Genomic DNA, 16,774 nt, shown 5'->3' with positions numbered 1-16,774 from the left:
TTTTCTTTTATAAGGCATTTTTTATTCGTACCAGCTTCCCGTCAGGCATGGTTATCCAGTAATACTCACTCCCGCTGAAAGAAAACCTTTCGTAGGTTGCCGTGTCGAATTCAACATCAAGAAGAATATTTTTTTCGATACAGTGCTTCTCCGTATCATTTTTCGGGGGAAAACAATACAGATCGCCATTGCTGGATGTTTGAATATCAGCAAATCCGCTGCCAATATCCCAAAAAGTAATAGTATAAGAATCGCTCGAAGGAATATTGTATATTTTCTTCAGCTCTTCTTTATGTTCCAGGTACCAGTGAATTCGCCCCCACTCGGTTAATGGGAAGTGATTCACTACAATATCGTATGACTCGAACCTTCTATCTTTGCTCGCGAACTGCCCTAACACAAACGTAGGGTCGTATTCAACCTGACTCCCTGCCCGGATAACAGTGACAGGTCGTTTTGTCCACAGTAGGTAGCTGAATATCAGTAACACCAGACTCCCGATAACGACTTTAGATTTCGAATTCATACTCCACCCTTAACAGGAATATGCGCACTAAAGTGAGTCATAAATGGCTTGAACGCATAATCACGATGTCGTTGCAGGAAAAACCAGATGCGGAAAAAGCGCAAATTTTTATAAAGTTCGTTAGCAATATCTTCTCTGCCGAGGCCAAAATGATCCTGCCCTTTAAAAGAAAGCAATCCCTCCCATGACATGGCATAGCGCTGGAAACATACCAATTTGATTTGTTGCGCATAAACATCATGTATGCTTATCCCCAAACCATTAAACCTATCAATAAAACGATTGAATTTTGGTAATCTCAAATGATTTATTTTTCCTTTCAAATCCGTAAAAAAACGATAATCCAGACTTGCTTGCCGCTTCAAATATAAATGATTATCTATCGTCTCCCAAATTTTCCTCAGCACATCATTTGTTCCAACACCCTTGATGATCTCTTCATACGCGTGGTTCAAACGGACACCAGTCCATGGTTGCCCGTTGCCGTAATGAAAATGGTCGATTAGCTCACCAATAAGAGGAGCATACAACCCGCTAGCAAATTGCGTAGATAGCTCTTTCATCTCATCGAACATAATATCTGCGCAGTGCTGCCGGCTAATCGGCCTTCCCTGCTTTTGCTTAAGTCCGAATCCGAAAGCATGGGTGTTAAAACTAGCCATCATATCAAATTTCAAACACCTGAATGGGTCGACACGAGCAGAAATATCCTCCAGACCCAGTTGCTGAAAGTCCCAATCGTTCAAATCGCCACACTGCATATCATCAGTATAATAATTTTCGAAACGATGGAACGTTGAAAAAATCTCACACGGCAGAGACATTGATAAAAGCGCATCTATATTCATAATTCATCAATCTTATAAATAATATAACCCCCCTTTAAACCAGAAGGTAATTTAAGAGAAATTCAAAAAATAAAACTTGAGCAATGCAACGAAAAAACGGGTTAAAGATGAAAAATTTTCGCATGGTAAATATCGGTCTTGCATGAGAGAAAAGAGGGTGGTATCAAATATCACTATGATAAATTGTTTTTCGATTGAGTAACAAAATGAGTTCCACGCAGTCCCTCCCTACACTCCGCCGGATATCCACCAGCGACAACCCGGCTATCGCCGCCGTTATCCGCACGGTCTCTGCCGAATACGGTCTGACCGCCGACAAAGGCTACACCGTGGCCGACCCGAATCTGGACGAACTTTATCAGCTGTACAGCCAGCCAGGTCATGCGTACTGGGTCATCGAGCAGGACGGACAGGTCGTGGGCGGTGGCGGCATTGCCCCCCTCCTTTGCAGCGAGCCGGATATCTGTGAACTACAGAAAATGTATTTTCTGCCCGCGATACGCGGCCAAGGCCTGGCGAAAAAGCTGGCGCTGATCGCCCTGGAACATGCACGCTCACAGGGCTTTAAACGTTGCTACCTCGAAACCACCGCGTTCCTTAAAGAGGCCATTGGCCTGTATGAACATCTGGGCTTTGAGCACATCGATGCGCCACTGGGTTGCACGGGCCACGTGGACTGCGAAGTCAGAATGCTGAAAAGTCTGTAAGTTTCGTTCCTGCCGTCTTCTGTTAAGCGACTGTAAACTGAATGCTCTACACTCTCAGTTCACACCAAAACAGGGGAAACGCGATGTCGAAGATAAAAAGCTACGCCGCACCGCAGGCGGGTGCAGAACTTGAGCTGTACGAATACGATGCGGGCGAACTAAAAGCGGAAGACGTCGAGGTACAGGTTGATTACTGCGGGATCTGCCACTCAGATCTCTCGATGATCGACAACGAATGGGGCTTTTCCAGCTATCCGCTGGTTGCCGGACACGAAGTGATTGGTCGCGTTGCGGCGCTCGGCAGCGCCGCGCAGGACAAAGGGCTGAAAGTGGGCCAGCGCGTGGGCATTGGCTGGACGGCACGCAGCTGCGGCCACTGCGACGCCTGTATCAGCGGTAATCAGGTTAACTGCACCGAAGGCGCTGTTCCTACAATCCTCAACAAAGGCGGCTTTGCCGATAAGCTTCGCGCCGACTGGCAATGGGTCATCCCGCTGCCGGACAGCATTGATATTGAATCCGCAGGTCCGCTGCTGTGCGGCGGTATCACCGTCTTCAAACCGCTGCTGATGCACCACGTCACCGCCACCAGCCGCGTGGGCGTAATCGGTATTGGCGGTCTGGGGCATATTGCCATCAAACTGCTGCACGCGATGGGCTGTGAAGTGACAGCGTTCAGCTCCAACCCGGCAAAAGAGCAGGAAGTGCTGGCGATGGGTGCAGACAAAGTGGTGAACAGCCGCGATCCTGAAGCGCTGAACGCGCTGGCTGGGCAGTTTGACCTGATCATCAATACCGTCAACGTCGATCTCAACTGGCAGCCGTACTTTGAAGCCCTGGCCTACGGCGGTAACTTCCACACCGTGGGCGCGGTGATGAAGCCGCTGCCGGTTCCGGCGTTTACCCTGATCGGCGGCGATCGCAGCATATCCGGCTCGGCTACCGGCACGCCATATGAATTACGCAAGCTGATGAAGTTTGCCGGCCGCACCAAAGTGGCGCCGACCACCGAGCTGTATCCGATGTCGAAAATCAACGAAGCGATACAGCACGTGCGCGACGGTAAAGCCCGTTACCGCGTGGTGTTGAAAGCGGATTTCTGATGTGAGTTTGCCGGGTGGCGGCTTCGCCTTACCCGGCCTACTTTTGCTACTGCGCTAATATATTAAACACTTCCGCCACCGCGACCGCCCCGGGATCCATCACCCCATCCAGATTTTCCTTGTTAACATACGACGAGCGTCCCGCTCCCGCTTTCGCCATTTTCGCCGTGGCTTCGGCGCCCTGCTGCGCAGCCTGCGCCGCCGCCTGAATAGTGCCCTTCTGTAAGGCTTCCAGCGCCGGTTGCAGGGCATCGATCAGCGTGCGATCCCCGAGATCGGCCCCGCCGTACTGCTTCATCTGCGCCAGCCCGCTCAACAGCGCATCAGGCAGGGATTGACCGTCATGCAGCTTTTGTCCGGCCGCCGTAAAGAAGATCGACATCAATACGCCGCTCGATCCGCCCATCACCGTAGCCAGCCGCTCGCCCACCAGCAGGAGTAATGTCGGCACGTCGTTAAGGGGCAGGTTGTTCTCCTCCAGACGCTGCGCAATATCCCGTGCACCTTGCGCAAAGGTTGAGCCGGTATCGCCATCGCCCACTTTGGCATCCAGCGCGTTCAGGCGATTTTCAAGCTGGATCAATGTATTCGTCACCGAGGAGACGAACCCGCCCACCTGCGGATTGTCCGACGGGGTATATTCCACGCGGTCATGAAGGGCGCTATGTGGGACGGTACGCAGGGGCGCAAACGCGACGGGCTTCTGCCAGCCCAGCGTCTCAACCTCGGCGTGAATCGCCTTCTCAACGTAATCGTTGAGCTTTAACAGCGTCAGCGAAAAGCCTTTCATATCCAGCGCGCTCACCAGCGGCGCGGGGCCAATCAGGTAAGCGATCTCCGCTTTCAGCGCTGAATGTGCCAGCTCTTTGGTGAGCAGAGCCATCTCCAGCGCGGACACGCCGCCGAGGTTGTTGATCAGCACCGCAAAGCGTCCTTCACCCGCCTGGGCTTTCAGCGGCGTCACCAGCGTATCAATAATCGCCCTGCTGTTTTGCGTATCCACCACCGAGGCCCCCGGCTCGCCGTGAATACCCAGCCCCAGCTCCACGTGGCCCTGTTTGATCCGCCCTTCTTCATCATCGCTCCCCGGCAGGTTGCAGGTTTGCATCGCAACGCCCAGGCTCCAGAGGTTATCGCAGGCCTGTTGCGCAATGTCCCGCACCTCGGTGAGCGATTTCCCCTGCTCTGCCGCATATCCCGCAATCTTGTGCACCAGCGCGGTTCCTGCGATGCCGCGCGGCTGCTTGTTATCCGGCAGGGCGATGTCATCCGCCACGATAACCATTTCCACCTTAAGGCCGTAGCGTTTGGCTTTCTCCGCGGCCAGGCCAAAGTTAAGCCGGTCACCGGTATAGTTTTTTACGATCAGCAGGCAGCCACGATCGCCCGTCACCGCCACAATGGCGTTGAGAACCGCATCCACGCTTGGGGAGGCAAACAGATCGCCACACACCGCGGCGGTGAGCATGCCTTTACCGACAAACCCGGCATGCGCCGGTTCGTGGCCGGAGCCGCCACCGGAGATCACCGCCACGCGGCTTTTATCCCAGTCGCCGCGCGCCACCACGCGGATGGCCGGATCAATATCGAGTTTGACGAGATTACCGTGTGGCGCGGAGAGGAGTATGCCTTCTATGGCGTCGTTGACAAGCTGTTTGCGGTCGTTAAAAAAGAATCTGGACATAGTTTCCCAAAAATTTGTTTACCGTATGCAAAAGCATAGTTCGCACTGGATAATGCGCCGCAAAGTGAGGAATTTACGCAGACATTTTGCCGTCAGGTTGCCTATACTCCACCCAGGACTACGAGAGGACGTGCATCATGAGTACACCATTGTTAATCGCCAGGACGCTGGAAAAAGAGCTGTTTTTACTGCCCGCGATGACGAACCGTCATGGCCTGATCACAGGCGCGACCGGGACGGGGAAAACCGTCACCCTGCAAAAGCTGGCGGAGTCATTGTCAGACATTGGCGTGCCGGTCTTTATGGCTGACGTGAAGGGCGATTTAACCGGGGTGGCTCAGGAAGGTACGGCATCAGAAAAACTGCTCGAGCGCCTGAAAAATATCGGCATCACGGACTGGACGCCGCACGGCAATCCTGTCGTGTTATGGGATATCTTCGGCGAAAAAGGGCACCCGGTGCGCGCCACCGTCTCCGATCTCGGTCCTCTGCTGCTGGCCCGTCTGCTTAATCTGAACGACGTGCAGTCCGGGGTGCTGAACATCATCTTCCGTATCGCCGACGATCAGGGGCTGCTGCTGCTTGATTTCAAAGATCTGCGCGCTATCACCCAGTACATCGGCGATAACGCCAAATCCTTCCAGAACCAGTACGGCAATATCAGCAGCGCCTCTGTCGGTGCCATTCAGCGCGGGCTACTGACGCTGGAGCAGCAGGGTGCCGAGCACTTCTTCGGCGAGCCGATGCTGGATATCAAGGACTGGATGCGCACCGACAGCAACGGCAAAGGCATTATCAATATTCTGAGTTCAGAAAAGCTCTACCAGATGCCGAAGCTCTACGCCGCCAGCCTGCTGTGGATGCTCTCTGAGCTTTACGAACAGCTGCCAGAAGCAGGCGATCTGGAAAAACCTAAGCTGGTGTTCTTCTTTGACGAAGCGCACCTGCTGTTCAACGACGCGCCGCAGGTGCTGCTGGATAAAATTGAACAGGTTATCCGCCTGATCCGCTCCAAAGGCGTTGGGGTCTGGTTTGTGTCGCAAAACCCGTCGGATATTCCTGACAACGTGCTGGGGCAGCTGGGCAACCGCGTACAGCACGCCCTGCGCGCCTTTACGCCGAAAGATCAGAAAGCCGTCAAAGCCGCCGCGCAAACCATGCGTGCCAATCCGGCCTTTGATACCGAAGCGGCCATTCAGGCGTTAGGCACCGGCGAAGCGCTGATTTCGTTCCTGGACGCAAAAGGCAGCCCGACAGTTGTCGAGCGCGCCATGGTGATCGCGCCCTGCTCGCGCATGGGGCCGGTGACGGACGATGAACGCAACAGCCTGATTAACCACTCTCCCCTCTACGGGAAGTATGAAGACGAGGTGGATCGCGAATCCGCGTTCGAGATGCTGCAAAAAGGGGTGCAGGCGACTGCCGAATCGCAGGAAGCGCCTGCCGCCAAAGGGCAATCTGTCGCCGTGGATGACGGTATTCTCGGCGGGCTGAAAGATATTCTGTTCGGCAGCACCGGGCCACGCGGCGGCAAGCGCGATGGCGTAGTGCAGACCATGGCAAAAAGCGCGACGCGTCAGATTACCAATCAGATAGTGCGCGGCATGCTGGGAAGCCTGCTAGGCGGCCGTCGCCGGTAGCGGGGGAACCCACGGGCGGCCCAGCGCCGACCCCTGCACACCGTGTTCACGCAGATAACGGTCAATTTCTACCATCCCCGTCCAGCGGTTCTCGCACCACAGTGGTGCCAGAAGCGTTGGGCGGCGGGCGCTTGCCGAGATACGGTGATAAACAATGTCCGGCGGCGTGTGACGTATCATCTCCCCCGCCGTCACCGTATAGTCGTCGAGTTCAATACCGCTTAACCGCCCCGCTTCCCAGGCTTTCGCCATTATGCTGCCCTTTACGATGTGCAGCGGATGCAGCTTGATCCCGTCCACGCCGGTCTCAACCACTTTTTCCAGCGTCTCCAGGCCATGCTGCTGCCCTTCTCCGGGCAAGCCGACAATCAGATGCGAACAGACTTTCAGGCCACGCTCGCGGGCAAGACGTGTGGTGCGCTGGTAGCAGGCGAAATCATGCCCGCGATTGATACGGTGCAGGGTTTTATCGTGCGCGGTCTGCAAGCCCAGCTCCAGCCAGATCTCGTAGCCCTTCTCTCTGTACTCGCTAAGTAAATCCAGCACCGCCTCCGGTACGCAGTCCGGGCGCGTACCCACGCACAGCCCGACAATATTCGCCTGAGCGACCGCCTGCTGATACATAGAGCGTAATACCTGAACCTCCGCCCACGTGCTGGTGTAGGCCTGAAAATAGGCCAGATATTGCCTGGCACGGTTCACGAGGCTGGCCTGATGCGCGAGCTGTTCTGCGATAGATTTATGCTGCTGGGCTTCGTCAGCAAACGACGCCACGTTGCAGAACGTGCAGCCACCACGCCCGATGGTACCGTCGCGGTTCGGGCAGCTAAAGCCGCCGTGCAGCGTCAGCTTATGCACCTTTTGCCCGTAACGCTGCAAAAGATCCCCACCAAACATATTGACTAATTTCTGTAACTGCATAATCTGATAGACCGTCCCGAAGAAATGGGACAAGCCTGCCATTTTTAGCCTCTGTCGGCGATGACCTGGATCAATCGCCCTGGACGGCCTTTATCTATTTGAATAAATAATCACGATTACCGAGATTTCATTCATCCACCACGTAATTACTTTTCCTTATGTTCTGATGGTTTTTTTCATTTATAGCGCCAGGACTGAAAAACAGTGATTTTATGCGGGTTCGAACACTGCACCAGATTATTATTCTGCCATAAATCCGCATTTCAGCATGCTGCATCAATAATACCGCTTTCATATAGTGAGTCAGATCACACTCCCCTGCACCTTCCTGACGCTTTAAGCGGTTGTAAAATTAGTTAAATAACCAATAAAAACAAATGGATAATTACGCTTTAGCACATTTTTGTATAAATAAGATTGCCATTTGACCTGTGTACTAATTCCCGATAAGTTGGAAATCCGCTGGAAGCTTTCTGGATGAGCGGCCTGCTCATCATATTTATGCAGTAATTGAGATTCCCTCTGAAGCAAGTCCTCAAACTTGTTTACCTGCGCGAAAGGATGAAAAAGAGGGCGAATGCGAGGTTCGCGTATGAAACGCAAACCCCGTCGCCATGCTCTTTCTGCGCCTGTGCGCCACGGTAAAGTTCAGTGGGAAGCCCGACGAGCCTGGGGAGGTTCACTGATATGTTGTACGATAAATCCCTTGAGAAGGATAACTGTGGTTTCGGCCTGATCGCCCACATAGAAGGCGAACCTAGCCACAAGGTAGTGCGTACCGCTATTCACGCACTGGCCCGTATGCAGCACCGTGGCGCCATCCTTGCCGATGGTAAAACCGGCGACGGTTGCGGCCTGCTGCTGCAAAAACCGGATCGTTTCTTCCGCATCGTGGCGGAAGAGCGCGGCTGGCGTTTAGCCAAAAACTACGCCGTCGGCATGCTGTTCCTGAATCAGGATCCTGAAAAAGCGGCCGCCTCACGCCGCATCGTTGAAGAAGAACTTCAGCGCGAAACCCTGTCGATTGTCGGCTGGCGCGATGTGCCAACCAACGAAGGGGTGCTCGGTGAAATCGCCCTCTCCTCGCTGCCTCGTATTGAGCAGATTTTCGTTAACGCGCCTGCGGGCTGGCGTCCACGTGATATGGAACGCCGCCTGTTTATCGCCCGCCGCCGCATCGAAAAACGTCTCCAGGACGATAAAGAGTTCTACGTCTGTAGCCTCTCGAACCTGGTGAACATCTATAAAGGTCTGTGTATGCCGGCTGACCTGCCGCGCTTCTACCTGGACCTGGCGGACCTGCGTCTGGAATCGGCCATTTGCCTGTTCCACCAGCGCTTCTCCACCAACACCGTGCCGCGCTGGCCGCTGGCACAGCCGTTCCGCTACCTGGCGCACAACGGCGAGATCAACACCATCACCGGCAACCGCCAGTGGGCGCGCGCCCGTACCTATAAGTTCCAGACCCCGCTGATCCCTGACCTGCACGATGCCGCGCCGTTCGTGAACGAAACCGGCTCTGACTCCAGCTCCATGGACAACATGCTGGAACTGCTGCTGGCGGGCGGGATGGATATCGTGCGCGCCATGCGTCTGCTCGTGCCGCCGGCCTGGCAGAACAACCCGGATATGGATCCGGAGCTGCGCGCGTTCTTCGATTTCAACTCCATGCACATGGAGCCGTGGGACGGCCCGGCGGGCATCGTGATGTCCGACGGACGTTTTGCTGCGTGTAACCTGGACCGTAACGGTCTGCGTCCGGCACGCTACGTCATTACCAAAGACAAGCTCATCACCTGCGCCTCTGAAGTGGGGATCTGGGATTACCAGCCTGACGAAGTGGTCGAGAAAGGCCGCGTCGGTCCGGGCGAGCTGATGGTTATCGATACCCGCGGCGGCCGGATTCTGCACTCTGCGGAAACCGATAACGATCTGAAAAGCCGCCATCCGTATAAAGAGTGGATGGCGAAAAACGTCCGTCGCCTGGTGCCGTTCGAAGATCTGTCTGACGACGAAGTGGGCAGCCGCGAGATGGACGACGATACCCTCGCGAGCTTCCAGAAGCAGTTTAACTACAGCGCGGAAGAGCTGGACTCGGTTATTCGCGTGCTCGGCGAAAACGGCCAGGAAGCGGTCGGCTCAATGGGTGACGACACCCCGTTCGCCGTGCTCTCCAGCCAGCCGCGCATTATTTACGACTATTTCCGTCAGCAGTTTGCACAGGTGACCAACCCGCCAATCGATCCGTTGCGCGAAGCGCACGTGATGTCGCTGGCCACCAGCATCGGTCGCGAGATGAACGTCTTCTGCGAAGCCGAAGGCCAGGCGCACCGTCTGACCTTTAAATCGCCGATCCTGCTGTACTCCGATTTTAAACAGCTCACCACCATGACCGAGGAGCACTACCGCGCCGACACGCTCGACATTACGTTCGACGTGACCGAAACGAGCCTCGAAGAGACGGTGAATGCGCTGTGCGACAAAGCCGAGCAGATGGTGCGTAACGGCACCGTTCTGCTGGTGCTGTCTGACCGCAACATCGCGAAAAACCGTCTGCCGGTGCCTGCGCCAATGGCGGTGGGGGCTATCCAGACGCGTCTGGTCGACAAGAGCCTGCGCTGCGATGCCAACATCATTGTTGAAACCGCGAGCGCCCGCGATCCACACCACTTTGCCGTGCTCTTAGGCTTTGGTGCGACGGCGATCTACCCGTACCTGGCCTACGAAACGCTGGCCCGCCTGGTAGACACCCGCGCCATCGACAAAGACTACCGTGCGGTGATGCTGAACTACCGTAACGGCATCAACAAAGGCCTGTACAAGATCATGTCCAAAATGGGCATCTCGACCATCGCCTCTTACCGCTGCTCGAAGCTGTTTGAAGCGGTCGGCCTGCACGACGATGTCGCGAACCTCTGCTTCCAGGGCGTCATCAGCCGTATCGGCGGCGCCGGTTTTGCTGACTTCCAGCAGGATCTGGTGAACCTGTCGAAGCGCGCCTGGCTGGCACGTAAGCCGCTGGAACAGGGCGGCCTGCTGAAATATGTCCACGGAGGCGAGTACCACGCGTATAACCCGGACGTGGTGCGCACGCTGCAACAGGCGGTACAGAGCGGCGAGTACAGCGATTATCAGCAGTATGCCGAGCTGGTGAACAACCGTCCGGCAGCGACGCTGCGCGACCTTATTGCCCTGAATCCGGGTGACGAGGCTGTCAGCATCGACGACGTAGAACCGGCGTCCGAACTGTTCAAACGCTTCGATACCGCGGCGATGTCCATCGGCGCGCTGAGCCCGGAAGCGCACGAAGCGCTGGCGGAAGCCATGAACAGTATCGGCGGCAACTCCAACTCCGGCGAGGGCGGTGAAGATCCGGCCCGTTACGGCACCAACAAAGTGTCGCGCATCAAGCAGGTGGCGTCCGGCCGCTTTGGCGTAACCCCTGCGTACCTGGTTAACGCCGACGTGATCCAGATTAAGGTCGCTCAGGGTGCGAAACCGGGCGAAGGCGGTCAGCTGCCGGGTGATAAAGTCACGCCGTACATCGCCAAACTGCGCTACTCGGTGCCGGGCGTGACGCTGATTTCCCCGCCGCCGCACCACGATATTTACTCTATCGAGGACTTAGCGCAGCTCATTTTCGACCTGAAACAGGTCAACCCGAAAGCGATGATCTCCGTGAAGCTGGTTTCCGAGCCGGGCGTCGGCACCATCGCCACCGGCGTGGCGAAAGCCTATGCGGACCTGATCACCATTGCCGGCTACGACGGCGGCACCGGCGCAAGCCCGCTCTCCTCCGTGAAATACGCGGGCTGTCCGTGGGAGCTTGGCCTGGTGGAAACCCAGCAGGCGCTGGTGGCTAACGGCCTGCGCCACAAGATCCGTTTGCAGGTGGATGGCGGTCTGAAAACCGGCCTCGACATCATCAAAGCGGCGATTCTGGGTGCGGAAAGCTTCGGCTTCGGTACCGGCCCGATGGTTGCGCTCGGCTGTAAATACCTGCGTATCTGCCACCTGAACAACTGCGCAACCGGCGTTGCAACTCAGGACGAGAAGCTGCGTAAGAATCACTATCACGGCCTGCCGTTCAAAGTGACCAACTACTTTGACTTCATCGCCCGTGAAACCCGCGAGCTGATGGCGCAGCTGGGCGTGAAGCGTCTGGTGGATCTGATTGGCCGTACCGACCTGCTGAAAGAGCTGGAAGGCTTCACCGCCAAGCAGCAGAAGCTGGAGCTGTCTAAGCTGCTGGAAACGGCTGAGCCGCATCCTGGCAAAGCGGTTTACTGCACCGAGAACAACCCGCCGTTCGACAACGGCGTGCTGAACGCGCAGCTGCTGCAACAGGCGAAGCCGTACGTGGACGAGAAGCAGAGCAAAACGTTCTGGTTTGACATCCGCAACACCGACCGTTCCGTGGGCGCGTCCCTCTCCGGTTACATCGCACAAACGCACGGTGACCAGGGGCTGGCGTCGGATCCGATTACCGCGCACTTCAGCGGTACCGCGGGCCAGAGCTTCGGCGTGTGGAACGCCGGCGGCGTTGAGTTATACCTGACCGGCGATGCCAACGACTACGTCGGGAAAGGCATGGCGGGCGGTCTGCTGGCGGTGCGTCCTCCGGTGGGCTCAGCCTTCCGCAGTCATGAAGCCAGCATCATCGGCAACACCTGTCTGTACGGTGCGACCGGCGGTCGTCTGTTTGCTGCGGGCCGTGCGGGCGAGCGTTTTGCGGTGCGTAACTCCGGTGCCATCACCGTGGTGGAAGGCATCGGCGATAACGGCTGCGAATACATGACGGGCGGAATTGTGTGCGTCCTGGGTAAAACCGGCGTGAACTTTGGCGCCGGCATGACGGGCGGTTTTGCCTACGTGCTGGATGAAGACGGTGAGTTCCGTAAGCGCGTGAATCCGGAACTGGTGGAAGTGCTGGACGTTGATTCGCTGGCCATTCACGAAGAACACCTGCGCGGTTTGATTACCGAACACGTGCAGCATACCGGTTCTTCGCGCGGCGAAGAGATCCTGGCGAACTGGCCAGCGTTCTCTGCGAAATTCGCGCTGGTTAAGCCGAAGTCCAGCGATGTTAAAGCCCTGTTGGGTCACCGTAGTCGTAGCGCAGCAGAGCTGCGCGTGCAGGCGCAGTAAGGAATTCAGATGAGCCAGAACGTTTACCAGTTTATCGACCTTCAGCGTGTTGATCCGCCAAAGAAACCGCTGAAGATCCGTAAAATTGAATTTGTTGAAATCTATGAGCCGTTTTCAGAAGGCCAGGCCAAAGCACAGGCAGACCGCTGCCTGTCCTGCGGTAACCCTTACTGCGAATGGAAATGTCCGGTCCATAACTACATTCCGAACTGGCTGAAGCTGGCCAACGAAGGGCGTATTTTTGAAGCCGCCGAGCTCTCTCACCAGACCAACACCCTGCCGGAAGTGTGCGGGCGCGTGTGTCCTCAGGATCGCCTGTGCGAAGGCTCCTGTACGCTGAACGACGAGTTTGGTGCGGTGACCATCGGCAACATCGAACGCTATATCAACGATAAAGCCTTCGAGATGGGCTGGCGTCCGGATATGACCGGCGTGCGTCAAACCGACAAGCGCGTGGCGATCGTCGGCGCGGGTCCGGCAGGCCTCGCCTGTGCCGACGTGCTGACACGCAACGGCGTGAAGGCGGTGGTTTTTGACCGTCATCCGGAAATCGGCGGCCTGCTGACCTTCGGCATCCCGGCCTTCAAGCTGGAAAAAGAGGTGATGACCCGCCGCCGTGAAATCTTCACCGGCATGGGCATTGAGTTCAAACTCAACACCGAAGTGGGCCGCGACGTGCAGCTCGACGATCTGCTGAAGGATTACGACGCCGTGTTCCTGGGCGTGGGCACCTATCAGTCCATGCGCGGTGGTCTGGAGAACGAAGATGCGCCAGGCGTGTACGACGCGCTGCCGTTCCTGATTGCTAACACCAAACAGCTGATGGGCTACGGCGAAACCGCCGACGAGCCGTTTGTCAGCATGGAAGGTAAACGCGTTGTCGTGCTGGGCGGCGGTGATACCGCGATGGACTGCGTGCGTACGTCCATTCGTCAAAACGCGGCGCACGTCATCTGCGCCTACCGTCGCGACGAAGAGAACATGCCGGGCTCTAAGCGCGAAGTGAAAAACGCGCGTGAAGAGGGCGTGGAGTTCCAGTTCAACATCCAGCCTCTGGGCATTGAAGTGAACGCCAACGGTAAGGTGAGCGGCGTGAAGATGGCGCGCACGGAGATGGGCGCGCCGGATGCAAAAGGCCGTCGTCGCGCAGAGATCGTGGCAGGCTCTGAGCACGTGATCCCGGCCGACGCCGTGGTGATGGCGTTTGGTTTCCGCCCTCACAGCATGGAGTGGCTGGCGAAGCACAGCGTAGAGCTGGACTCTCAGGGCCGCGTGATTGCGCCGGAAGGCAGCGACAACGCCTTCCAGACCAGCAACCCGAAAATCTTCGCCGGTGGCGATATCGTTCGCGGTTCAGACCTGGTGGTTACCGCGATTGCCGAAGGGCGTAAAGCGGCTGACGGGATCATGAACTTCCTGGAAGTATAAGCCCCTCTGACTCCCCGGCAGAAGCATAACGCGGAACGCCGGGGAGCCTGTTTTCAGTAACCTATCCTTCAGTTAACGATACCCTCTACCCCAAAAAAGCAGCGTAAATCCCGACGTAAACGTTTGCATTGTCGAAAAAAATGTATATTATGCGGCGGATTTTTTGGCCAAAATTCAAGGAGGCGTTGTGTCGCAAGATAACAATTATAGCCAGGGCCCCGTTCCTCTGGCGGCGCGGAAAGGCGTGGTTCCACTCACTTTTGTGATGTTAGGGTTAACGTTTTTTTCCGCCAGTATGTGGACCGGAGGCACGCTCGGTACCGGTCTTTCCTATAATGATTTCTTCCTCGCAGTTCTCTTCGGCAATCTCCTCCTCGGTATTTACACTGCTTTTCTTGGTTACATTGGCGCGAAAACCGGCCTCTCAACCCATCTTCTTGCGCGTTACTCGTTCGGTATAAAAGGGTCCTGGCTTCCCTCCATGCTTTTAGGCGGTACGCAGGTAGGATGGTTTGGCGTCGGCGTAGCGATGTTTGCCATCCCGGTGAGTAAAGCCACGGGCATCGACGTGAACATCCTGATTGCGATTTCCGGCCTGCTGATGACGTTGACCATTTTTTTTGGCATCTCGGCACTGACGATTTTATCCATCATCGCCGTACCCGCTATCGTCATCCTGGGTAGCTACTCCGTCTGGCTGGCGGTGGACGGCGTGGGAGGATTGGACCACCTCAAATCCATTGTGCCGCAGACGCCGCTCAACTTTTCCAGCGCGCTGGCGCTGGTTGTAGGTTCGTTTATCAGCGCAGGCACGCTGACCGCCGACTTCGTCCGCTTTGGCCGCAATGCCAAAGGGGCCGTTCTGGTGGCGATGGTGGCATTTTTCCTTGGCAACTCGCTGATGTTTATCTTCGGTGCGGCAGGCGCTGCCGCCGTAGGACAGGCCGATATTTCTGACGTGATGATCGCCCAGGGACTGCTGCTGCCGGCGATTGTCGTTCTCGGCCTGAATATCTGGACCACCAATGACAACGCGCTGTACGCCTCTGGTCTGGGTTTCGCCAATATTACTGGCCTTTCCAGCCGTACGCTGTCGGTGATGAATGGCATTATCGGTACGCTGTGCGCGCTGTGGCTATACAACAACTTCGTTGGCTGGCTGACCTTTTTGTCGGCAGCGATTCCGCCGATTGGCGGGGTGATTATCGCCGACTATCTGATTAATCGCCGCCGCTATGCCAGCTTCGACCATGCAAAATTTGTGTCCGTTAACTGGATTGCCATTTTCTCGGTCGCCCTGGGTGTTGCTGCCGGGCACTACATTCCGGGAATTGTCCCCGTTAACGCAGTATTGGGTGGCGTCTTCAGCTATTTGGTGTTAAACCCATTCGCCAAACGTACCCTTGCTAATCCTTCGGAGGCTTCCCATGCAGAATAATTCCCTCACTATCCGTCAGGCCCGTTTGCAGGGGCAGGAAGGTTTATGGCAGATCACGATTGAGAACGGACGCTTCAGCCGTATCGATCCTCAGGAAACTGCCCCTGCGCCAGTCGGTCAGGTGCTGGACGCTGAATGCGGGCTGGTTATCCCTCCTTTCATCGAACCGCATATCCATCTGGATACAACGCAAACAGCGGGTGAACCGAACTGGAACCAGTCAGGCACACTTTTCGAGGGAATCGAGCGCTGGGCCGAACGTAAGGCGATGCTCACCCACGAAGACGTTAAAACCCGCGCGATGCAGACCCTGAAGTGGCAGATCGCTAACGGCATTCAGTACGTACGTACACACGTTGACGTCTCGGACCCTACCCTTACGGCACTGAAAGCCATGCTGGAGGTGAAGCAGGAAGTCGCCCCGTGGGTCGATATGCAAATTGTGGCATTCCCGCAGGAAGGCATTCTTTCTTATCCGAACGGTGAAGCACTGCTTGAGGAGGCCGTGCGTTTAGGGGCGGATGTCATCGGCGCAATCCCGCACTTTGAATTTACGCGTGAATATGGCGTGGAGTCGCTGCATAAAACGTTTTCCCTGGCCAGAAAGTACGACCGCCTGATCGATGTCCACTGTGACGAAATTGATGATGAGCAATCGCGCTTCGTTGAAACCGTTGCCGCTCTTGCACATCGTGACGGAATGGGTTCGCGCGTGACCGCCAGCCATACCACGGCGATGCACTCCTATAATGGCGCGTATACGTCCCGGCTGTTCCGCCTGTTAAAAATGTCAGGCATTAACTTCGTGGCAAACCCGCTGGTTAACACGCATTTGCAGGGCCGTTTCGATACCTACCCCAAACGCCGCGGCATCACGCGCGTCAAAGAAATGCTGGAAGCGGAGATCAACGTCTGCTTTGGTCATGACGACGTTTTCGATCCGTGGTATCCGCTGGGAACCGCGAATATGCTTCAGGTTCTGCATATGGGGCTGCACGTCTGCCAACTGATGGGCTACGGGCAAATAAACGATGGGCTTAACCTGATCACTACCCACAGCGCGAAAACGCTCAATTTGCAGGACTACGGCGTGCTCGTTGGGAATTCAGCAAACCTGGTGATCCTTCCGGCAGAGAATGGGTTTGATGCCGTTCGTCGCCAGACGCCGGCACGATACTCTGTTCGCCATGGCAGGGTGATTGCCGAGACGGTGCCCAGCCATACAACCGTGCACCTGACGCAGCCGGAAGCGGTAACGTTTACGCGCTAATTCTGGGTTGGAAACCGCGTGGCAAACGTCATCGCGTACATAAAGATATCCTCACGGCGGA

11 protein-coding genes are annotated in these 16,774 nt (G+C 56.1%); 7 read left to right on the top strand and 4 right to left on the bottom strand.

Annotation, left to right across the window (positions count from 1 at the left end):
- Positions 1-7: 7 nt before the first annotated feature.
- Both INF58_RS16705 and INF58_RS16700 read right to left on the bottom strand, forming a co-directional pair.
- On the bottom strand, positions 8-526 hold the full coding sequence (locus INF58_RS16705; protein ID WP_193528139.1) for a DUF943 family protein: 519 nt from the start codon (positions 524-526) through the stop codon (positions 8-10).
- Positions 523-1,374, bottom strand: a complete 852-nt coding sequence (locus INF58_RS16700) for a DUF3289 family protein (protein ID WP_193528138.1) — start codon at positions 1,372-1,374, stop codon at positions 523-525. The genes INF58_RS16705 and INF58_RS16700 overlap by 4 nt, the downstream gene beginning before the upstream one ends.
- A 206-nt stretch (positions 1,375-1,580) precedes the next feature.
- On the opposite strand from INF58_RS16700, the gene INF58_RS16695 reads away from it, so the two are divergent.
- A complete protein-coding gene (locus INF58_RS16695; RefSeq protein ID WP_063451017.1) occupies positions 1,581-2,081 on the top strand; it encodes a GNAT family N-acetyltransferase in 501 nt (166 codons plus the stop codon).
- A gap of 83 nt (positions 2,082-2,164) precedes the next feature.
- Positions 2,165-3,184, top strand: coding sequence for an NAD(P)-dependent alcohol dehydrogenase (locus INF58_RS16690; protein WP_063867558.1), 1,020 nt, complete (start codon positions 2,165-2,167; stop codon positions 3,182-3,184).
- A gap of 46 nt (positions 3,185-3,230) precedes the next feature.
- Here the strand turns inward: INF58_RS16690 and INF58_RS16685 are convergent, their stop codons facing one another.
- Positions 3,231-4,868, bottom strand: a complete 1,638-nt coding sequence (locus INF58_RS16685) for a dihydroxyacetone kinase subunit DhaK (RefSeq protein ID WP_193528137.1) — start codon at positions 4,866-4,868, stop codon at positions 3,231-3,233.
- Positions 4,869-5,005: 137 nt separating this feature from the next.
- On the opposite strand from INF58_RS16685, the gene INF58_RS16680 reads away from it, so the two are divergent.
- Positions 5,006-6,508 carry a helicase HerA-like C-terminal domain-containing protein gene (locus INF58_RS16680; RefSeq protein WP_131637526.1) on the top strand — a complete coding sequence of 501 codons (1,503 nt, stop codon included), beginning with the start codon at positions 5,006-5,008 and terminating at the stop codon, positions 6,506-6,508.
- Here INF58_RS16680 and INF58_RS16675 read toward each other — a convergent pair.
- Positions 6,488-7,429, bottom strand: a complete 942-nt coding sequence (locus INF58_RS16675; protein ID WP_131637556.1) for a TIGR01212 family radical SAM protein — start codon at positions 7,427-7,429, stop codon at positions 6,488-6,490. The genes INF58_RS16680 and INF58_RS16675 overlap by 21 nt on opposite strands.
- 687 nt (positions 7,430-8,116) lie before the next feature.
- On the opposite strand from INF58_RS16675, the gene gltB reads away from it, so the two are divergent.
- The 4 genes from gltB to INF58_RS16655 all read left to right on the top strand — a co-directional run bounded on the left by gltB (position 8,117) and on the right by INF58_RS16655 (position 16,713).
- Entirely contained in the window at positions 8,117-12,577 is a 4,461-nt protein-coding gene (gene gltB / locus INF58_RS16670; protein WP_063867554.1) for a glutamate synthase large subunit, read from the top strand.
- Positions 12,578-12,586: 9 nt separating this feature from the next.
- Positions 12,587-14,005 (top strand): glutamate synthase subunit GltD, encoded by a 1,419-nt coding sequence (gene gltD / locus INF58_RS16665; RefSeq protein ID WP_063451012.1) that lies wholly within the window; start codon positions 12,587-12,589, stop codon positions 14,003-14,005.
- 187 nt (positions 14,006-14,192) lie between these two features.
- A complete protein-coding gene (gene codB / locus INF58_RS16660) occupies positions 14,193-15,443 on the top strand; it encodes a cytosine permease (RefSeq protein ID WP_193528136.1) in 1,251 nt (416 codons plus the stop codon).
- Positions 15,433-16,713 carry a cytosine deaminase gene (locus INF58_RS16655; RefSeq protein WP_193528135.1) on the top strand — a complete coding sequence of 427 codons (1,281 nt, stop codon included), beginning with the start codon at positions 15,433-15,435 and terminating at the stop codon, positions 16,711-16,713. The genes codB and INF58_RS16655 overlap by 11 nt, the downstream gene beginning before the upstream one ends.
- The last annotated feature ends 61 nt before the right edge of the window (positions 16,714-16,774 follow it).

This window comes from Enterobacter cloacae complex sp. P24RS, assembly GCF_014982165.1.
GTDB classification, from domain to species: Bacteria; Pseudomonadota; Gammaproteobacteria; order Enterobacterales; family Enterobacteriaceae; genus Enterobacter; species Enterobacter quasihormaechei.
This window is presented reverse-complemented; position numbering and strand designations above follow the sequence as displayed.